Genomic DNA, 19,683 nt, shown 5'->3' on the forward strand with positions numbered 1-19,683 from the left:
AATATCAACAGCCATGTTTTCTCCCTGTGTGGCCTCAGCCACTGTATTTGTTAACGCCGCCGACCCCTGTAGGAGCGAGCTTGCTCGCGAAGGTCGTCAACGGTGACGCGGGCATCCTGGATGAACGCAGCGCCTTCAAGTTTTTCGCGAGCAAGCTCGCTCCTACAGGGAGCGAGCCAGTCCCGATTTTTTACGCGCTTTTCGCCGAAGGCAGCTTCGATACCAGGCGCAGCGACACGGTCAGCCCTTCGAGCTGGTAGTGCGGGCGCAGGTAGAACTTGGAGTTGTAGTACCCCGGGTTGCCCTCGACGTCTTCCACGATCACTTCGGCGGCGGCCAACGGGTGCTGGGCCTTGGTGGTTTCGGTGGAGTGCGCCGGGTCACCGTCGACGTAGTTGAGGATCCAGTCCTGCAGCCAGCGCTGCATCTCGTCCTTCTCTTTGAAGGAGCCGATCTTGTCGCGCACGATGCACTTCAAGTAGTGAGCGAAACGGCAGGTGGCGAACAGGTACGGCAGGCGCGCGGCCAGGTTGGCGTTGGCGGTGGCGTCCGGATCATCGTATTCGGCCGGTTTCTGCAACGACTGGGCGCCGATGAACGCGGCGAAGTCGGTGTTTTTCTTGTGCAGCAGCGGCATGAAACCGTTCTTCGCCAGCTCCGCTTCACGGCGGTCACTGATGGCGATTTCGGTCGGACACTTCATGTCCACGCCACCGTCATCGGTAGGGAACGTGTGGGCCGGCAGGTTTTCCACTTCACCGCCAGACTCCACGCCACGGATGCGCGAGCACCAGCCGTAGTGCTTGAACGAACGGTTGATGTTCACCGCCATTGCATAGGCCGCGTTGGCCCAGGTGTACTTGGAGCTGTCGGCGCCGTCGGTGTTTTCTTCGAAGGCGAAGGCTTCCACCGGGTCGGTCTTGGCGCCATACGGCAGGCGCGCCAGGAAGCGCGGCATGGTCAGGCCGATGTAGCGCGAGTCTTCCGATTCACGCAGCGAGCGCCAGCCGGCGTATTCCGGGGTGGTGAAGATCTTGGTCAGGTCGCGCGGGTTCGACAGTTCCTGCCACGAGCCCATGCCCATCACGGTCGGCGATGCCGCAGCGATGAACGGGGCGTGCATGGCGGCGCAGACTTTCGACAGCTCGCCCAGCAGTTCCACGTCCGGTGGCGACTGGTCGAAGTAGTAGTCGCCTACCAGGCAGCCGTACGGTTCGCCGCCGAACTGGCCGTATTCTTCTTCGTACATCTTCTTGAAGATCGGGCTCTGGTCCCACGCGGTGCCCTTGAATTTCTTCAGGGTCTTGTGCAGGTCCGGCTTGGAGATGTTGAGCACGCGAATCTTCAGCTGCTCATCGCTCTCGGTGTTATTGACCAGGTAGTGCAAGCCACGCCAGGCGCTTTCCAGTTGCTGGAAATCCTTGTGGTGGATGATCTGGTTGACCTGGGCGGTGAGCTTGGCGTCGATGGCGGCGATGATCGATTCGATCGACTTGATCGCATCGTTGGACACCAGGTCGGTTTGCGCCAGGGCCTGTTCGGCCAAGGTGCGCACGGCGGTTTCCACGGCTTCGCGGGCACGCTCGGTCTTGGGCTTGAATTCCTGCATCAACAAGGATGCGAACTCGCTGGTTTCCTCGGTTGCACCCAGGCTCTGGGCGCCTTCGCGGGCGGTATTGTCAGTCATGATTACTGCTCCCCTGCAGGCTTAGGCGCGCTGGCAAGTGCCTGGAGCAGTGCCGGGTCCTTGATCGCCTTCATGATGATTTCTTCAGCGCCAGTCTTGCCGTCCATGTAGGTCAGCAGGTTGGCCAGTTGGGTGCGGGCTTCGAGCAGTTGCTTGAGCGAGTCGACCTTGCGGGCCACGGCGGCCGGGCTGAAGTCGTCCATGCTTTCGAAGGTGATGTCCAGGCTCAGGTTGCCTTCGCCGGTCAGCTCGTTGGGTACGTGGAACGCCACGCGCGGCTGCATGGCCTTGAGGCGCGAGTCGAAGTTGTCGACGTCCACTTCAAGGAACTTGCGGTCGGCCACCGGCGCCAGAGGCTCGGCAGGCTTGCCAGCGAGGTCGGCCATCACACCCATCACGAAGGGCAGCTGGACCTTTTTCTCGGCGCCGTAGAGCTCGACGTCGTACTCGATCTGCACTCGAGGCGCGCGGTTGCGCGCGATGAATTTCTGAGAACTTTGCTTCGCCACGTTGCTGCTCCTGGTCGCTTGAGCGACGGTGTTGTTACTGCACAGTCGGGCGGCTTACTCGCCGTCCGGGCCGCGCAGGTTTTCAAATTGGGACATGCCATCGGGAATCAGGTTGCGCACGATGGCCGCGAAGTCGGCGTGCACCAGATGCTTGGCCCGGTTCAACAACACCGGCAGCGGGCTCGAAGGCTCGTGCCGGGTGTAGTACGCAAGAATCTTGTCGAGGCTGCGCAGCACGTCATCACGGTTGGTGATGTCGCCGGTAGGGCGAGGTGCGGCGGGGGCAGCGGCGAAGTCGACCGAGGGGGCATTGTCGTCACTGACGGCCTCGGGTTCGCTGCTGGTATCGCTGTTCGGTACGAATTGGTTGAGGACCTGCAGTGCTTGCTTGAGCGGTTGCTTCAACAGGCTGAGGTCCACGCCTTGGGCGGAACCCACTTGGTCGCTGACTTGCTGTTCGATGGCTTCGCAGGCAGCGCGCGCGGTGCTCAAGGCGTCGCGGGTGGCTTGCAGTTGTTCGGGGTCGCTGTCGAGGAACGCGGCGTTGAGTTGCTGGGCGCCGAGCTGTTCGTCGGGGAAACTCATGAGGCCGCTGGCATTCAGCGCGGCGCGCAGGCTCACAGGACCGAAGGTGCGCGAGCGCGTGAGGATACTTTCGCGCAGCAGACGAATGGTCGCATCGCTGGTCAAGCCGGAGAGGGCATTGATCCGTACGGTGGGGTCGTTATCGTCGTCGGCATCCAGGCGCGGATGCAGGTCGGCCCAGTATTCGCGCAGCAGCGCGTTGATCAGCGTAAGGACGTCTGCCAACCCGGCCACACCCTGGAGGGCGAGGGAGCTTTGCAGCAGGAAATGGGTGATGCGCAGGTCTTTGCTGCGCTGCAGCAAGTCGAGGCTCTGTTGCTGGATGCCACGCCATTCCGGCGGCTCAGCAGGCAGGATCGAGTCGCCCATGCTGCGCTCGGGTTGGCCCTTGGCATCACGCTCCAGTTGGAGAAAGTCCGCGTCATATTCCATATCTTCGCCACAGGGCGAAGTCGCGGAAACGGCGGTGAGCAGCAACGGCACATCCACTGGAATTGATCTCCCTATCAGCCCGTTAGATGACGGGCAATGCATGCATTAGTTGCGCGAGGAACTTTGCATGTTTTCTTGGTCATATAAGCAAGATGCCACTAATGTGCCATCACTGGTATTCAAGAAGTTGTGCATTTTTGGTGTAGTACTTAGGCCTTGTCAAGGTAAGCTATTCGCCCTCTGTGACAGATGTGCGGTGCTTAACAACCTGCGCGACTGGTGGGTCGAACGATGCACCGGCATAGGATTTTTGTCATGGAGCCCAGTTAAGATCAGCGATCATGCTGGCATCAGCCGGTTTTGGACGGTCGATTACACGACCCGATGGGGATCTCCCGGGAATCGCTGTCCCTGGGGTCGACTGCGCGCGAAGTATCAGCAAGGAGGCAAGATGTCGCTGTGTTTGACTATCACTAGTTATCACAAGATTACCCCCGGGCAATGCTCGGAAAAGTCCATGAATCAGGGCTCGATGGCCATTGGCCGCAGCTCGGATAATGACTGGGTATTGCCTGATCCTGAGCGGTTGGTTTCTTCACAACACTGCGTTATTCAATACAAAGATGGCCGTTATTATTTAACTGATCACAGTACAAACGGTGTGGAGTTGGTTAACGCCGGCATCCGTTTGCGCAGGGGTAATAGCGAGCTGTTGCAAGATGGCGAGCTGATCCGCATCGGCGATTACGAGATCCAGGCGCGTATTGACTTCAACGTGCAGGCCATCGACAGCCAGCCATTCGCCGGTGATTCGCCGAACAGCTTTGAGGCCTTGATGGGCGCCGTGGTGAGCAAGCCCGCGCCGACGCCGGTGATTGCCCCGCAGTTCCAAGGCGCCTCGTCGATGGACACGCTGCCGGACCTGTTCGACTTCCTCAGCCCCACCGCCGTGCCGCCGCCCACCGTGGCCGACCACGTCCCCAGCGAACAACACGACTTCCGCCCGCCGACGCCGGTGGCTGTGCCCGTGGTCGAGACGCCCGTGGTCTCGGGCTCGGTGATTCCCGAAGACTGGGACCTGTTTGGCGACACGCCAGCGCCGTTGGCCAGTGCACCGCCACCGCCACCTCCGCCACCCGCACCGATCATCCAGCCGCCACCCGTGGTCGAGCCAGCGCTCCCCGTGGCAGACAGCCAACAACCCGACCTCTTGCAAGCCTTCCTGCGCGGCGCCGGCCTGGACCAGTTGCGCCTGGATAAAGCCCAGGCTGAAGCGCAGATGGAGAACATCGGTCGCAGCTATCGCCTGATGGTCGAAGGCCTGATCGACGTGTTGCGTGCCCGCGCCAGCCTCAAGGGCGAATTCCGCATGCAGCAGACCATGATCCAGCCTGCCGAAAACAATCCGTTGAAATTCGCACCGAATGCCGACGAAGCGTTACTGCTGTTGCTTCGCCACGGCAACCAGGCGTTTATGGCGCCGGACCTCGCCGTGCGCGACAGTTTCAATGATCTGCGCGCCCACCAACTGGCAGTGATGGCCGGCGTGGAGGCGGCGATCAAACACCTGCTCACGCGCTTTGAACCGGCACAACTGGAAGAGCGCATGGGCAAGCCCGGCGGGCTGTCGAACCTGTTCGCCGGCTCGCGCCAGGCCCAGTACTGGCAGCAGTTCACCGAGCTTTACAGCAATATTTCCCGCGAGGCCCAGGAAGACTTCCAGGACCTGTTCGGCCGCGAATTCAGCCGGGCGTACGAAGAACACAGCGCGCGACAGCGTCGGTAAAGCTGCGCCGCAACACACGGATTAACGGATAGCTAAGTACGTCATTGAGGACGCAGGATGATTCCCAGGTTTTTACTCGCAGTCGCCACCGCGCTGCTGCTGACCGCGTGTGCCAAGGACGCGGCCAAACCCGAAACAGCCGCCGAGGCTGAAGCGGACACCGCCGCCGTCGAGCTGCATTTCCACGCCATTGCCGGGCTTAACCCGGGTGCCAACGGCCAGTCCGCCCCGGTGCGGGTGCGCATTTTCGAACTGAAGAACGCGGCCACCTTCGCCCGCTCCGATTACTTCGCCCTGGCCGACCGTGCGCAATCCACACTCGGTCTGGACCTGCTGGACCAGGACGAAGTCATGGTGCAACCCGGCCAGCAACTGAGCATCCAGCGCGATCTCGACCCCTCCACGCGCCAGATCGGCTTGCTGGTGGGTTATCGCGAGTTGGACCGCGCGCAATGGCGCACGGTGATCAACGTGCCGGCGCGCCAATACACCGAATACCAGATCAGCCTCGATGTACGTGCCGTGCGCGCCGACGTCGTGGTCACCCCATCCAGCCCTGCCCAATAAGAAGCAATCGGAGCTCCCCATGTCCTGGAACAATCGCGTGGTCTGGTCGGAAGGCATGTTCATCGGAACGCAGCACTTCCAGCAGCATGACCGTTACCTGGAAAACCTGATCGATGCCCGCAGCCGCCCGTTGTCCGCCGGCGCCTGGGGGTTCTCCGAGTTGCTGATCGACCAGGGCCTGTTGGCCCAGGGCAAGCTGGCCATCGTCTCGGCGCGCGGCCTGTTGCCCGACGGCACGCCGTTCAATATCCCCCAGGACGACCTGGCGCCCAGCCCGTTGAATATCGACGACAACCTGCGCGATGGCCTGGTCTACCTGGCCTTGCCCCTCAAGCGTGCGGGTGCGCGTGACACCGTGGATGAAGGCGAAGCCCTGGAAGCCGCGCGTTACGTGAGCCAGGTGCGCGAAGTGCGCGATGACAACGCGCCGTTCGAAAACCGCGCGCCGGTGGCCGTAGGAGCCCGAGCCCTGCGCTTGCTGACCGCCCAGGATGGCATCAGCGACTACGCCGCCGTGGGCCTGGTGCGCATCAAGGAAAAGCGCGCCGACCGTGCGCTGGTTCTCGACGACAGCTACATCCCGCCAGTCCTCGATGTGGCCGCCAGCAAACCGTTGAGCGCGTTTCGCAGCGAACTGCTCGGCCTGCTGCACCAGCGCGGCGAAGCCCTGGCTGGCCGCGTGGTTGCCTCGGGTGCGGGCGGTGCGTCGGAGATCGCCGACTTCATGCTGCTGCAACTGGTCAACCGCGCCCAGCCGTTGATCCAGCATTTCAGCCAGTTGAGCCCGCTGCACCCGGAGCGCTTCTTCAGCGAACTGGTGAGCCTGGCCGGTGAGTTCTCGACGTTCTCCACCTCTGGCCGTCGCCCCCAGGAATACCCGCAATACCAGCACGACGACCTGGCCCTGAGCTTCGCCCCTGTCATGGCGGCGTTGCGCGAAGCCCTGTCGATGCTGATCGACAGCAAGGCCACGCCGATCCCGATTGTCGAGAAAGCCTACGGCGTTCATGTGGCCATGTTGGCCGACAAGACCCTGCTCGACAGCGCCAGCTTCATCCTGGTGGTCCGCGCCGACGTGCCCGGCGAAACCCTGCGCGCGCGCTTCGGCCAGCAGAGCAAGGTCGGCTCGGTGGAGCACATCCGTGACCTGGTCAACCTGCAACTGCCGGGCATCACCTTGCTGCCGTTGCCAGTGGCGCCGCGCCAACTGCCGTACCACGCGGGTTCCACCTATTACGAGCTGGATCGCGGCAGCGAGCATTGGCAGCAACTGGGCAATTCCGGTGGTTTTGCCTTCCATATCGCCGGGCAGTTCCCGGGCTTGAACCTGGCCTTCTGGGCGATCCGAGGATAATCCGCGATGCATCCCAATGATGATGACCGCACCCAGTTCATGCCGCGCCCGGGTGGCCGTGCGCCGGAACCCGCGCGTGCCGAACCGGCCCCGCTGTCGATGCCGGCCGCGCCGATCCTCACCGGCAAAAGCCAGGGCCTGAACCCGCTGGAAAGCGCCGCCGGCCCGCTGCTGGCGCTGCTGACGCGCCTGCGCAACACCATCGCGCACCCGGCGCCGGCCAGCCTGCGCGCGCAGTTGCTGGCCTACCTGCGCCAGTTCGAAGAGCGCGCCGAAGCCGCTGGGGTGGCCCGCAACGAAGTGCTGCTGGCGCGTTACGCACTGTGCACCGCCCTCGATGAGGCGGTGTTGAGCACGCCGTGGGGCAGCACCAGCGATTGGGGCAAGCAGAGCCTGTTGATCACCGTGCACAACGAAGCCTGGGGGGGCGAAAAAGTCTTCCAGTTGCTCGACCACTGCCTGCAAAGCCCACGGGAGCGCCTGTACCTGCTGGAGCTGTTGTACCTGTGCATGTGCCTGGGTTTCGAAGGCCGCTACCGCGTGATGAACGACGGTCGCAGCCAGTTGGAAGCCTTGCGTGAGCGCACGGCGGCGGCGATTCGCAGTGCTCGCGGTGACCACGAGCGCGAGCTGTCGCCGCATTGGCGCGGCGTCACCGTGGCGCGTGATCGGCTGGCGCAGTTCATGCCGCCGTGGATCGCCGTGGCGATTGGCCTGGCGTTGCTGCTGGCCTTGCTGTTCACCTTGCGCATGCTGCTCGCGGCGCAGGCGGAGCCGGTGTTCAAAAATATCCATGCCCTGGGTGAGATCCCGGTGCAGGCCATCGACCGTCCCGTGGCGCAGCCCAAAGTGATTGAGCGTCCGCGTCTGGCCGGCTTCCTGGCGGAAGACATCAAGGCCGGTCGCGTCGCGGTGGAAGACAAGGTCGACCGTTCTGTCGTCACCATTCGTGGTGATGAGCTGTTTGCGTCCGCCAGCTCCAGCATCGTCGAGGACTACCAGCCGCTGATGCTGCGCATTGCCGACGCCATCCGTAAGGTCAAGGGCCAGGTGCGGGTCACCGGGCACAGCGACAACCGTCCGATTGCCACGCTGCGCTTCCCGTCGAACTGGGCGTTGTCCGAAGCGCGGGCCAAGTCGGTGTTGGAGATCCTCGCGGCCAAGACCGGCCAGGCCGATCGCTTCAGTGCCGAAGGCAGGAGCGACACCGAGCCGTTGGCGACCAACGCGACTGCCGAAGGCCGTGCCCGCAATCGTCGGGTTGAAATCACCGTATTGGCGGAGGGCGTCGAGTGAAGGCGTTTTTCAGTTTCATGATTCGCTGGGTGATCCCCGTACTGGGCCTGATCGCCCTGAGCCTGATCATCTGGTTTGTGGGGCCGTTGCTCGATGTGCTGGTGCCGGAAGGCCGGCGCTGGGCGCTGATCATCCTGGTGTTTGCGGTGTGGATCGCCTACCGCGTGTTTCGCATCATCCAGGCGCGGCGCCAAGCGGCCGAAGTGATGCGCAGCCTGGCCGCCGAAACCCCGGCCGACCCCAACAGCGTTGCTACTGCCGAAGAGCTCACCACCCTGCGCCAGCGCATGGACGAAGCCCTGGCGCTGCTGAAAAAGGCCAAGCTGGGTGGCGACGAACGCCGCAACCTCTACGAGCTGCCGTGGTACGTGATCATCGGCCCGCCGGGTTCGGGCAAGACCACGGCGCTGGTCAACTCCGGGCTGCACTTTCCGTTGGCGGCCCAGTTGGGCGCCGGGGCGGTGCGCGGTGTTGGCGGTACGCGTAACTGCGACTGGTGGTTTACCGACCAGGCGGTATTGCTCGATACCGCCGGCCGCTACACCACTCAGGACAGCAACTCCACGGTGGATAAGGCCGCGTGGCTGGGCTTTCTCGACCTGCTGAAAAAGCAGCGCTCGCGCCGCCCGATTGATGGCGCTTTTATCGCCATCAGCCTGTCGGACCTGCTGCTGGGCACCGATGCCGAACGCGCGGCCCATGCGGCGGCGATCCGCCTGCGTATCCAGGAGCTGTACACCCAATTGGGCGTGCGTTTCCCGATCTACCTGATGCTGACCAAGCTCGACCTGGTGCCGGGCTTCATGGAGTTCTTCGACAACCTGAGCAAGGAAGAACGCGCCCAGGTGTGGGGCATGACCTTTGCCCTCGATGACGGCAAGAACAGCGACAGTCCGCTGGCCCATCTGCAAAGCGAATTCGCCGGTCTGGAGCAGCGTCTCAACGAGCGTCTGGTGGAGCGCCTGCAACAGGAGCGTGACCCGGCGCGGCGCGACCTGATCTACGGCTTCCCGCAGCAGTTCGGCGCATTGAAGGATTGCCTGCAAAGCTTCCTCGAAGGCGTGTTCAAACCCAACGCCTTTGAAGAGCGCGTGTTGCTGCGCGGCGTGTACTTCACCAGTGGCACCCAGGAAGGCAGCCCGATTGACCGCCTGATCGGCGCCATGGCCCAGAGCATGAACCTGGACCGCCAGCACCTGGCACGCCAAAGCGGCACCGGGCGCAGTTACTTCATTGAAAAACTCTTCACCGCCGTGGCCTTTGCCGAACGTGGACTGGTGGGGGTGAACCCGAAAGTCGAACGCCGACGCAAGTGGATCGCGCGGGGTGTGCTTGCGGCCACCGTGGCCTTGGTGATCGTGGTCAGCAGCCTGTGGTGGGTGAGCTATCGCGCCAACCAGGCGTATATCGCCCAGGTCGACCAAAAGGTCGCGCCGCTGGGCCAGACCGTACAGAACCTGAGCCCGGCGCAGCGTGAAGTGCTCGCGGTGCTGCCGCTGCTCAATGCGGTGAAGAACCTGGCGGGCGATTCGCCGAGCTGGTCCGAAGGCCTGGGGCTGTATCAGGGCGATATGCTCGAAGCCGAGTCTGCCAGTGTCTATCGCAAGCTGTTGATCGCCGTGTTTGCGCCGCGTCTGGTGACGCGCATCGAGGAGCAACTGCACGGCGGCGGCAACTCGGACTTCCTCTACGAAGGCCTCAAGGCCTACCTGATGCTTGCCGACAGCGAGCATTACGACCCGGACTTCATCAAGGCCTGGATCGCCCTTGACTGGGACCGCAACCTGCCGCGCGACCTGCCGGCCGATCAGCGCCAGGCGTTGACCGGGCACTTGCAGGCGTTGTTCGAACGTCATCCGCCAAGTGCGCGCCTTGACCCCCGCTTGATCGACGATCTGCGTCGCCAGTTGCAACAACTGCCGGTGGCCCAGCGTGTCTACGACCGGGTCAAACGCCAGAAACTGCCCGAAGGCATCCCGGACTTTCGTATCAACGAAGCCGCTGGCCGTGACGCTGCGCTGGTGTTCAGCCGTAAAAGCGGCAAGCCGTTGGGCGAGCCGTTGAGTGGCTTTTTCACCGCCAAGGGCTATCGCCAGGCGTTTTTGCTGAGCAGCCTGAACCAGACCGGCACCCTGGCTGAAGAGCAGTGGGTGTTGGGCCGCGAGCAGGCCGATCAGCAGAACGTGGTCAGCCTCGCCGCCGATGTGCGTCGCCTGTACTTCCAGGACTACCAGCGCCAGTGGGATGCGTTGCTCGCCGACATCGACTTTGTGCCCATCACCAGCGTGGCCCAGGCGGCCGACGTGCTGCGGGTGATTTCCGGCCCGAGTTCGCCGCTGAAAAAACTGCTGGTGGCCGTGGCCAAGGAAACCGATCTGCAAGCTGAAGAGCGCCAATTGGCGGCCAAAGGCGTACCCGTGGAAGGTGGCGTCGACAAGCTCAAGGAGCGCCTCGGCAGCCTGCTCGGCCAGGAGCAACCGACGGCCAATGCGCCGGCGGCGGCGGATGATCCGGTGACCGCGCACTTTGCCGAACTCAACAGCATCGTCAGCAAGAACGAAGGCGAACCTGCGGCCATCGACGGCCTGTTGTCATACATGAACGCGCTGTATGTGCAGGTCAGCGCCATGGTCGGTGCCAGCGGCGATGCCTTGCTGGGCGAGGCCAAGAACCAGGCGGCGGCTGCGGCCACGCGGGTCAGCCTGAATGCCGAGCGCCAACCGCCGCTGGTGCAGGGCATGGTCAAGTCGGTGGTCAACTCCACCACCAACAGCATGATGGGCGGGGTGCGTAACCAGTTGAACGCGGCGTGGGTCAGCGAAGTGGTCAATGTGTACCGCCAGTCCCTGGCCGGCCGCTACCCGATGTCGCCGGGCAGTTCGCGGGATGCGACCCTGGATGACTTCGGTCAGTTCTTCGGCGTCGGCGGGGTGATGGACAACTATTTCCGCAAATACCTGCAGCCTTACGTGGACACGTCGGCACAGACCTGGCGCTGGCAGCCGGGTGCGGCGCAGAAGCTGGGGATTGCGCCGGGCGTGCTGCAAACCTTCCAACGGGCTGCAACGATCCGCGATGCGTTTTTCCGCTCCGGGGGCACCCAACCGATCGTGCGTTTCGAACTCAAGCCGGTGTCGATGGACCCGACCATCACCCAGTTCCTGCTCGACCTCGACGGCCAGCAATTGAGCTATGACCACGGCCCAAGCCGCCCGGTGGCGATGCAATGGCCGAACCCCGGCAGCATCGGCGTGGTGCGTATCTCGATCATGCCGCCGTCGGCCAGTGGCCGCTCGGGCGTGACCCTGGACGGGCCGTGGGCCTGGTTCCGCTTGCTGGAACAGTCGGACCTCACTGCCGGTAATTCGCCGGACCGCTTCAACCTGCGCCTGCGCGTCGACGGTGCGAGCATCGCCTACGAGTTGCGCGCCAACAGCGCCTTCAACCCGTTCAAGAGCCGCGTGCTCAGTGGCTTCAGCCTGCCGGAGCGGCTATGACGACGCTGGGCTTCTACGGCAAGTTGGCCAGCCGTGGTGACTTCGTCAGTCGCGCCTTGCCCCAGAGCTTTATCGGCCCGTGGGACAGCTGGCTGGCGGCGGGTTTGCTCGCCAGCCAGAACAGCCTGGGCGCCGGCTGGCTCAATGCGTACCTGGTCAGCCCACTGTGGCGCTTTGTGCTGGCGCCCGGCGTGTGTGGGCCGGACGCGGCGGCGGGCGTGGTGATGCCGAGCATTGACCGGGTCGGGCGCTATTTCCCGCTGGCGGTGGTCACCTTGCTGGATCACGACATCAACCCTGCGTCCCTGGTGGGTGGGCCGGATGCCTGGTTCGAGCAGGCCGAAGAGCTGTTGCTCAGCACCCTGGATGCCGGCGCCACGTTCGAACGCTTCAACGATGGCCTCGACGACCTGGGCTTGCCGGCGACAGAGCCGCGTGCGGTCGACAGCCGTTTCGCCGGCCTGCAGCGCGTGGCGGCGAGCGTGCCGCACCAGCGCATGACCGCGCTCGCCGAACAGGCCTGCGACGGGGCGAGCCTGTGGTGGGGGCGTGGTTCGCAGACGATTTCCCCTGGTTTATTGCGGTGTCAGGGCCTGCCAGCCGCTGGCGATTTTGCGCAGTTTTTGCTCGGACAAGAAGGTGTGGTGTAGATGGGGTCGACGTACAAATCCGCGAGCAAAAGCCATGTGGGCATGGTCCGCCAGGTCAACGAAGACGCGTGCCTGGACCTGCCGGAAAACCGCCTGTGGGTGGTTGCCGACGGCATGGGCGGGCATGCGGCCGGGGATTACGTCAGCAGCCTGATCGTCGACAGCCTGCGCAGCGTGCCGATGGGGCGCTCCCTCGACGAGTACTCGGCGGCCTTGCGCAATGACCTGATCCGCATCAACGCCGCCGTGCGTGAAGAAACCGCCAACCGTGGCGTGACCATGATGGGCAGCACGGTGGTGGTGCTCGCCGCCCGTGGCTTGCGCGGTGTGTGCCTGTGGGCCGGCGACAGTCGCCTGTACCGCCTGCGTGACGGCGTGCTCGAAGGCGTTTCCCGCGACCACAGCTACGTGCAGGACCTGCAAGACAGCGGCCTGCTCAGCGAAGCCGATGCCCGCGTGCACCCGCGCGCCAATATCGTCACCCGCGCGATTGGGGTGGAAGCCCAGTTGGAGCTGGCGGTGGTCGACCTGCTGATCGCCCCCGGCGACAGCTACCTGCTGTGCAGCGATGGCCTGAACAAAACCGTCGAAGACCATGAAATCCGCGAAGTGCTCAGCCACGACGCGCCGGACGAAATCGTGCGCAGCCTGGTGCACCTGGGGCTCAACCGCGGCGCGCCGGACAACATCACCGCCATCGTCGTGAAGGTATCGGCATGAACATTGTGATTCCGGGCTATGACATCGACGGCGAGATCGGCGAAGGCGCCATGGCCAGCGTGTACCTGGCGACCCAGCGCTCTCTGGAGCGCAAGGTGGCGTTGAAGGTGATGGCGGCGGCGCTGGCGGCCGACCCGAGTTTCTGCGAGCGTTTCCTGCGCGAGGGCAAGACCCTGGCGCGGCTGTCGCACCCGCACACGGTCACCATCCATGACATCGGCAATGTCGGTGAGCTGTATTACATGGCCATGGAATACCTGCCCAACGGCACGCTCAAGGAGCGCATCGCCGCCGGCCTGACGCCGGAGCAGGGCATTACGCTGATCCGCCAGATCGCCTCGGCGCTGGGCTATGCCCATGCCCAGGGGCTGGTGCACCGCGACGTCAAACCGGCAAACATCCTATTCCGTGCCGATGGCACGGCGGTGCTGTCGGACTTCGGTATCGCCAAGTCCCTGGACGACCGCACCCAGTTCACCCAGGCCGGTTTTGCCGTGGGCACGCCGAGCTACATGAGCCCGGAGCAGGCGCGGGGCCAGGAGATCGATGGCCGTGCCGACCTCTACGCGCTGGGCGTGGTGCTGTATGAAATCCTCGTCGGCAAGCTGCCCTATAACGGCAGCGATGCGCTGTCCACGGCGCTGGCGCACCTGACCGAACCCTTGCCGGAATTGCCGGTGCACCACGGCCGTTATCAGGGTGTGCTGCGCAAGCTGTTGGCCAAGGACCCGGCGGAGCGTTTCCCGGATGCGGCGGCGTTGCTGCAGGCGCTGGATAACCTGCCGACGGACTCGCCGGAAGCCACGCTGGTGCGGCCGTTGCCGATCCCGCTGAGTTTTGACCTGGCGGGCATGACGCCGGTCACCATCGACATCCCGACCGATAAACCCCAGCCGCAACCGGTGCGCCAGCCGGTGGTGACGCCGACCCAGCATCACGCCGTGTCCGAGCAGCGGCGTGGGCCGGTGTTGGCACTGGCCGCCGTAGCGGTGGCCGTCGCATTGGCCATTGCTGGCGGCAGCTACTGGTGGTTGAGCGGTAGTGATGAACCGGCCAAACCGCCGGCTGCCGTCGTGCCTCAGGCCAAGCCACCTGCAGCAGCAGCCGAAGTGCCCCAGGCAACACCACCCGTGTCGGTCGCCGAGGTGGACGGCGGCCAACGGCCGTTGTTGATGGCCGGCAAGAAGACCCTGTTCCAGCGCGTCCTCAGCAAGCCCGGCGCCAAGCTGTCGAATGACGCCGGCAGCGCACCGGGCAAGGCTCTGCCGGCGTTCTCCGTGCTTTATGTGTACCAGCGCAAAGACGTCGACGGCAGCCCGTGGGTGCGCGTCGGTGCCGCCACCGATGGTCGCAGCGACGGCTGGTTGCCGGCCGCCCAGGTCAGCGACTGGAAGCAAAGCCTCGTGCTCAAATTCACCGAACGCTCTGGCCGGGCGCCGGTGATGTTCCTGCGTCAATCCGCTGAAGTGGAAAAACTGCTGGCCGACCCTGCCGCCGCCAAAGGCGTGTTGGCCAAGGCGCAGAAGAACCGCGAAGACAACGGCCAGGTCCTGGCCCTGGAGCCGACCGCCAGCGCGGTGCCGCAGAACCAGTTCTACCTGCTGCCGATTTTCGACGCCAAGGAGAGCTTCGACGAAAACGGCCAGCCGGTGCAGTTGCTTAACATCGCCTCCATCGACCCAGGCAGCAACGCGGCGGCCAAGCCCGCGACGCCGGTGATCAACGCCAATGCTGATGCCTTCCGCACGGCGGTGGTGCTGGTAGTGGACACCACGGTCTCCATGCAGCCGTATATCGACCAGATCCGCGATGTGGTGCACGAGTTGCAAACCCGCATCGCCGAGCGTGGCGAGCTGGACAGTGTCAGCTTCGGCATGGTCGGTTTCCGGAGCAGCATCAAGAAAACCCCAGGCCTGGAATACGTGGCCAAGACCCTGATCAGCCTCGACCAGGGCCGCGACCCGCAACGCTTCCTCGACATGGCGCGCCAGGTCAAGGCGTCTACCGTGTCCAGCCACTCCTTCAATGAGGATGCGTTTGCCGGCGTGATGCAGGCCGTGGACGGCATGGACTGGTCTGGCTACGGCGGTCGTATCATCCTGCTGGTCACCGATGCCGGGGCGCTGCGCAAGAACGACCCCTTTGCCGCCACCCAGATGAACGAAGCCGAAGTGCGCCAGGCCGCGCTGGGCAAGCAGATCAAGATCTACGCGCTGCACCTGCGCACCGACGCCGGCAAGAAAACCCACGCCGGCGCCGAGAGCCAGTACCGCATCCTCACGGCCGACGCCAACCCGCAGATCGGCGACCTCTACACAGCGGTTCCGGGTGGCGACGTACGCAAGCTGGGCGAGCGCGTCGATGAGATCGGCAGCGTGTTCGCCAACCTCGTGCATCAAGTGCGCAGCAACACCCCGCAACCGGTGCCGCTGCTGAGTGCCGCGCCGAGCCTGGCGGACAAATCCGCAGCGGTCGGTTATGCGATGCACATGGATTTCCTCGGTCGTAAGAGCGCGAGTCAGGCACCGCAGCTGGTCAGCGCCTGGACCGCCGACCGCGACCTCACCAACCCCGCGCTGCCGGCGTTCCAGGTGTGCGTGATGCTGACCAAATTACAGCTCAACGACCTGCAACAGTCGCTGAAACTGATCGTCGATGCGGCGCGCAAGACCCAGACCTCGCCCAAGGATTTCTTCCAGGAAATCGCCAGCGCCTCGGCCTACATGAGCCGCGATCCGCAGGCCCTGCGCAAGGGCGGCAACCTGGCCGACGGCGGCATTCTTGGCGAATACCTGGAAGGCCTGCCGTACCGCAGCAAGTCGCTGAACATGACCCAGGACCTGTGGTTGTCGTTGAGCGTGGCCGAGCAGGAAGACTTTATCGACGAGTTGGATTCGAAAATCCGCCTCTACGAAACCTTCCACAATGACGTGGCCAACTGGGTCCGTTTCGGCGATGCCGAGCCGGGCGATGCGTTGTACCGCGTGCCCTTGTCGACACTGCCGTAATGCTGAACCTGAGCGCGGTGCATAAGAGCCGGGGGATCGGGAGCCAGCGTTACAGCCTGGTGATCCCGGCGCTGCACCTGCGGGCCGGGGAGCAGTTGGCGATTGTCGGGCCGAGCGGGTGCGGCAAGAGCACCTTGCTGGATCTGTTGGCGCTGGTACTGGCGCCGGATCAGGTGGGTCGGTTCGAATTCAATCAGCAGGACGTTGGTGGACTGTGGCGCGTCGATCAGCAATCCACCCTGGCCGCGCTGCGCAGCCAGCACTTGGGCTATGTGCTGCAAACCGGCGGGCTGCTGGGCTTTCTGGATGTGCGCAGCAATATCGCGCTGTCGCGGCAGTTGCTGGGCCTGAAGGATGACGGCAGCGTGACGCGCCTGGCTGAACAGCTGGAGATCAGCGACCAGTTGGCCAAGAAGCCCGCCGCGTTGTCGGTGGGCCAGCGCCAACGGGTGAGCTGCGCCCGCGCCCTGGCCCATGCGCCGCAACTGGTGCTGGCCGATGAACCGACTGCGTCCCTTGACCCGCTGAATGCCGAGCGCGTGATGCAGGCCCTGCTGGCCCAGGCCCGCGAGCACCGCGCCGCCTGTGTGATCGCCACCCATGACGAACCCCTGGCCCGCGCCAGTGGCTTGCAGGTGCGGCGTATCAGCTGTCGGCGCGACACCGACGGCGGCGTCACCGCGACCCTCGGGGAGGCGTGCTGATGCGCATCCCTCTGGTGGCGTCCTTGGCCTGGCAGGATTACCGCAACGATGCCTGGCTGTCGGCCTGTTCGGTGCTGGCGCTGGTGGCGGTGATCGCGCCGTTGCTGGTGTTATTCGGCCTGAAATTTGGACTGGTTAGCAGTTTGACCGAACGTTTGGAGACCGATCCGGCTACCCGTGAAATTATTCCGTTGGGCGGTGGTCGATTCAGCAGTGCATTTGTCGAACAGCTCGGCCAGCGCAGTGATGTGGCGTTCGCGCTACCGCGTACGCGGCAGATTGCGGCGACGGCGCAGGTCGGCACGCTGACCTTGGAGATGCTGCCGACGGCGGCGGGTGACCCGTTGCTGGGCGGCCTGCCGATGCCCAAGGGCCTGGACCAGATTGTGTTGAGCCACACCGCTGCCGAGAAGCTCGCGGCGCGGCCTGGGGATTGGTTGGAGACCAGCTTTGCGCGGCAAGTGGCAGGGCGCGTGGAGGCCCAGCGCACCCGCGTGCAGGTACTGGCGGTGCTGCCGCTGGAAGCCTTCGCTCGGGATGGGTTGTTTGCCGATTTGAGATTGCTGGAAGCGGCGGAAGATTACCGCGATGGCCGTGCGGTGCCGGCGTTGGGTTGGGCCGGTGATGAGGTCGCTGTGAGCGAACAGCGGGTGTATCCGGCGTTTCGTTTGTACGCGCGTAGCCTGGTCGATGTGGAGCCACTGCGGGTATTTTTCGCCGGGCAGAATTTGTTGGTATCGACCCAGGCCCAGACCATCGCCCAGGTGCAGTCGCTGAGCCGCAACCTGTCGATCGTGTTTTGGATCATCGCCGGGTTGGCCTTGGCGGGCGCATTTGCGGCGATCTTCGCCGGGGCGTTGGCGGCTGTGGCACGCAAGCGTCGAGAGTTGTCGGTGTTGCGCCTGTTGGGGTTTTCCACCGGCGCGCTGTTGCTGTTTGTGGTGCTGCAAGCGCTGTACAGCGCAGGGTTTGCCGCTTTGCTCAGTGCCGGGTTGTATGGCCTGGCCGAAACAGCTGTGAATAAGCTATTTGTGCAGGTGCCGGGCGAACACGCCAGCCACCTGCTGGCGCGTCACTATGGCCTGGCCCTGGTTGCAGTCCTTGGCGTCAGCGCCGTGGCGGCCGCCTGTGGTGGTTGGCGAGTGGCGCGTATCCAGGCTTCTGAAGGAATCAGAGATGTATAAGTTACTGGGCGCCGTTGTGGCGCTGAGCCTGGCCTCGATGGCCTGGGCCGATGAGGCAAGCGACAAGCTCGACAACCCCAAGCCGTTGCCGGATGACGTCAGCCTGCCGCTGCCGTGCGAAGGCAATATGGTGTTCCGCTACGCCTACGTGCTGGCCCAAGGAACTTTGGATGACCGCGAGATCAGCCTCGGCTACCCCTTCGCCGAAGGTGAGGCGGGTTATCAGCAGTCGTTTATTTCCGGCTATCGCCGCGACTTTATCAACGGCCAGTTCACCCTCAAGGATTTGCCGAAAGACTGGAGCAAAGTCATCGCGCCCCTGATGCCGAAGACCGACGCCAAGACCCCGCTCAAGCCCATGCTGTATTTCATCGGCAAGTACGAAGTGACCGCACGCCAGTACGCCCAGGTGATGGCCCAGGCGCAGTCGCTGGCCAGTGGCGAGCCAGCGCCGGCGTGCGATGCACCCACCGGCATGGCCGGGCGTTTGCCCAAGGTGAAGCTGTCGCGCTTCGAGGCTGAACGCTTTTCGGCGGTGTACAGCGCCTGGCTGATGAAATACCACCGCGACTTGCTGCCGGTGAGCGGTCGCGGTTCGTCGGCAGAAGATGGCGGCCTGGGCTTTGTACGCCTGCCCACCGAAGTGGAATGGGAGTTCGCCGCGCGCGGTGGCCAGGCGGTGAGCCGTCAGGATCTGGAAGGGCGCCTGTTTCCACGCCGCGTCGAAGGCAGCGACAGCGATGGCCCGCTGGGTGATTACGCGGTGTTCAATCAGGTCGCCGGCGGCACCGGCCAGGCCGCGCGCCTGATGCCCATCGGCACCAAGCTGCCCAACCCCATCGGCATGTTCGACGTGATCGGCAACGCTGCGGAGATGGTCCAGGAGTCCTTCCAACTGGTCCACGCCGGTCGTCGCCAGGGCACGTACGGTGGCTTTGTGGTCAAGGGTGGCAACTACCTGGAAGGCGAGGGCACGTTGTTTACCGGCATGCGCCGCGAATACCCGCTGTTCGCCGCCGACGGCACCGAGCAAAGCAATGAGACCACCGGGTTCCGCGTGGCGATTGGTGCGTTGTCTGCGCCGCGTTCGCGTTACAAGGAGCTGTTTGCGCAATGGCAGAAAGAGGGCCGCCTGGCCTCGCTGACCGATGCCATCGACGACGCCCAGGACCCGACCAAGCGCCTGGACAGCATTATCGCCGCCAGCGTCGATCCCAAGCTGCAAGCCGAGTTGGGGCTGGTCAATGAAGAGCTCAAGCGCAATGTCTCGCTGATCGCCCAGCAACGCGAAGAAGCGGCGGGCAACCTGATTCAGTCGGCCGCGTTGGTGGCCGAGACCATCGGCAACTACAACATCCGCCTGGCCAACCTGCAGAAGAGTCGCCAGCAGGCCCTGGACAATAAGGACGAGGCCAGCGCGGCGCTGTTTGCCACGGCCATCGACAACGGGCGCAGCGCCCTTGATGGCGCGGTGGCGATCTATATCGACAACCTGGCCACCGGCACGCGCTACACCGATGCGGTGATCCAGGCGCAGTTTCAACGGATCAAGGAAGAGTTGGATCGCAAGCCAGTGCTCGGCAAAAGCCTGGTGACGCGCGCAACACTGTTCGTTCGCCATGTCGGCAACTACCGCAAGCAACAGCGGGCCGACCCGGCGACGATCTTGAAGGAATTGCTCGCAGCGAGCGGTCAGCGATGATC

At 64.1% G+C, this 19,683-nt stretch carries 14 protein-coding genes and 1 pseudogene; 12 read left to right on the forward strand and 3 right to left on the reverse strand.

The genetic code is table 11. The features are described from left to right. Window positions 1-47: 47 nt before the first annotated feature. Window positions 48-167 (forward strand): annotated as a pseudogene (locus tag J1G35_RS30845) (outer membrane lipoprotein carrier protein LolA); the annotation flags it as partial. A 23-nt stretch (window positions 168-190) separates the two neighbouring features. Here J1G35_RS30845 and tssC read toward each other — a convergent pair. Genes tssC through tssA form a run of 3 tightly spaced genes read right to left on the reverse strand, consistent with a single transcriptional unit; the run spans window position 191 to window position 3,270 of the window. After that, window positions 191-1,687, reverse strand: a complete 1,497-nt coding sequence (tssC, locus tag J1G35_RS05400; RefSeq protein ID WP_053127606.1) for a type VI secretion system contractile sheath large subunit — start codon at window positions 1,685-1,687, stop codon at window positions 191-193. 2 nt (window positions 1,688-1,689) lie between these two features. Further along, complete coding sequence (gene tssB, locus J1G35_RS05405) at window positions 1,690-2,196, reverse strand: type VI secretion system contractile sheath small subunit (protein ID WP_003213340.1); 507 nt, start codon at window positions 2,194-2,196, stop codon at window positions 1,690-1,692. 54 nt (window positions 2,197-2,250) lie between these two features. Beyond that, window positions 2,251-3,270 (reverse strand): type VI secretion system protein TssA, encoded by a 1,020-nt coding sequence (tssA, locus tag J1G35_RS05410; protein ID WP_223013974.1) that lies wholly within the window; start codon window positions 3,268-3,270, stop codon window positions 2,251-2,253. A 394-nt stretch (window positions 3,271-3,664) separates the two neighbouring features. On the opposite strand from tssA, the gene tagH reads away from it, so the two are divergent. The 11 genes from tagH to J1G35_RS05465 are packed head-to-tail and all read left to right on the forward strand — an operon-like array spanning window position 3,665 to window position 19,681. Next, window positions 3,665-4,999, forward strand: coding sequence for a type VI secretion system-associated FHA domain protein TagH (gene tagH / locus J1G35_RS05415; RefSeq protein WP_223013976.1), 1,335 nt, complete (start codon window positions 3,665-3,667; stop codon window positions 4,997-4,999). A 57-nt stretch (window positions 5,000-5,056) separates the two neighbouring features. Then, the gene (gene tssJ, locus J1G35_RS05420; protein ID WP_223013978.1) at window positions 5,057-5,566 is read left to right on the forward strand and encodes a type VI secretion system lipoprotein TssJ; all 510 of its coding nucleotides are present in this window, start codon (window positions 5,057-5,059) and stop codon (window positions 5,564-5,566) included. Between the two features lie 19 nt (window positions 5,567-5,585). Then, on the forward strand, window positions 5,586-6,920 hold the full coding sequence (gene tssK / locus J1G35_RS05425; protein ID WP_053127614.1) for a type VI secretion system baseplate subunit TssK: 1,335 nt from the start codon (window positions 5,586-5,588) through the stop codon (window positions 6,918-6,920). Between the two features lie 6 nt (window positions 6,921-6,926). After that, window positions 6,927-8,216, forward strand: coding sequence for a DotU family type VI secretion system protein (locus tag J1G35_RS05430; protein WP_053127616.1), 1,290 nt, complete (start codon window positions 6,927-6,929; stop codon window positions 8,214-8,216). Continuing rightward, on the forward strand, window positions 8,213-11,713 hold the full coding sequence (gene tssM / locus J1G35_RS05435; protein ID WP_223013979.1) for a type VI secretion system membrane subunit TssM: 3,501 nt from the start codon (window positions 8,213-8,215) through the stop codon (window positions 11,711-11,713). The genes J1G35_RS05430 and tssM overlap by 4 nt, the downstream gene beginning before the upstream one ends. After that, on the forward strand, window positions 11,710-12,363 hold the full coding sequence (gene tagF, locus J1G35_RS05440; protein WP_115485462.1) for a type VI secretion system-associated protein TagF: 654 nt from the start codon (window positions 11,710-11,712) through the stop codon (window positions 12,361-12,363). The genes tssM and tagF overlap by 4 nt, the downstream gene beginning before the upstream one ends. Next, a complete protein-coding gene (locus tag J1G35_RS05445) occupies window positions 12,364-13,083 on the forward strand; it encodes a protein phosphatase 2C domain-containing protein (RefSeq protein WP_223013981.1) in 720 nt (239 codons plus the stop codon). Then, window positions 13,080-16,091 (forward strand): serine/threonine-protein kinase, encoded by a 3,012-nt coding sequence (locus J1G35_RS05450; RefSeq protein ID WP_223013983.1) that lies wholly within the window; start codon window positions 13,080-13,082, stop codon window positions 16,089-16,091. The genes J1G35_RS05445 and J1G35_RS05450 overlap by 4 nt, the downstream gene beginning before the upstream one ends. Next, the gene (locus J1G35_RS05455; RefSeq protein WP_223013985.1) at window positions 16,091-16,795 is read left to right on the forward strand and encodes an ABC transporter ATP-binding protein; all 705 of its coding nucleotides are present in this window, start codon (window positions 16,091-16,093) and stop codon (window positions 16,793-16,795) included. The genes J1G35_RS05450 and J1G35_RS05455 overlap by 1 nt, the downstream gene beginning before the upstream one ends. Beyond that, on the forward strand, window positions 16,795-17,979 hold the full coding sequence (locus J1G35_RS05460; RefSeq protein ID WP_223013987.1) for an ABC transporter permease: 1,185 nt from the start codon (window positions 16,795-16,797) through the stop codon (window positions 17,977-17,979). Before J1G35_RS05455 ends, J1G35_RS05460 begins: the two co-directional genes overlap by 1 nt. After that, window positions 17,972-19,681, forward strand: a complete 1,710-nt coding sequence (locus J1G35_RS05465) for an SUMF1/EgtB/PvdO family nonheme iron enzyme (protein ID WP_223013989.1) — start codon at window positions 17,972-17,974, stop codon at window positions 19,679-19,681. Before J1G35_RS05460 ends, J1G35_RS05465 begins: the two co-directional genes overlap by 8 nt. The last annotated feature ends 2 nt before the right edge of the window (window positions 19,682-19,683 follow it).

This window comes from Pseudomonas sp. SH10-3B (genome assembly GCF_019891415.1).
Lineage (GTDB): Bacteria > Pseudomonadota > Gammaproteobacteria > Pseudomonadales > Pseudomonadaceae > Aquipseudomonas.

Excerpts from the sequence above, each read along its gene's own strand:
- J1G35_RS05450 (WP_223013983.1), top strand. The coding sequence starts at position 13,080 with ATGAACATTGTGATTCCGGGCTATGACATCGACGGCGAGATCGGCGAA.
- tssJ (WP_223013978.1), top strand. The coding sequence starts at position 5,057 with ATGATTCCCAGGTTTTTACTCGCAGTCGCCACCGCGCTGCTGCTGACC.
- J1G35_RS05430 (WP_053127616.1), top strand. The coding sequence starts at position 6,927 with ATGCATCCCAATGATGATGACCGCACCCAGTTCATGCCGCGCCCGGGT.
- J1G35_RS05460 (WP_223013987.1), top strand. The coding sequence starts at position 16,795 with ATGCGCATCCCTCTGGTGGCGTCCTTGGCCTGGCAGGATTACCGCAAC.
- J1G35_RS05465 (WP_223013989.1), top strand. The coding sequence starts at position 17,972 with ATGTATAAGTTACTGGGCGCCGTTGTGGCGCTGAGCCTGGCCTCGATG.
- tssK (WP_053127614.1), top strand. The coding sequence starts at position 5,586 with ATGTCCTGGAACAATCGCGTGGTCTGGTCGGAAGGCATGTTCATCGGA.
- tagH (WP_223013976.1), top strand. The coding sequence starts at position 3,665 with ATGTCGCTGTGTTTGACTATCACTAGTTATCACAAGATTACCCCCGGG.
- J1G35_RS05455 (WP_223013985.1), top strand. The coding sequence starts at position 16,091 with ATGCTGAACCTGAGCGCGGTGCATAAGAGCCGGGGGATCGGGAGCCAG.
- tssC (WP_053127606.1), bottom strand. The coding sequence starts at position 1,687 with ATGACTGACAATACCGCCCGCGAAGGCGCCCAGAGCCTGGGTGCAACC.
- tagF (WP_115485462.1), top strand. The coding sequence starts at position 11,710 with ATGACGACGCTGGGCTTCTACGGCAAGTTGGCCAGCCGTGGTGACTTC.
- J1G35_RS05445 (WP_223013981.1), top strand. The coding sequence starts at position 12,364 with ATGGGGTCGACGTACAAATCCGCGAGCAAAAGCCATGTGGGCATGGTC.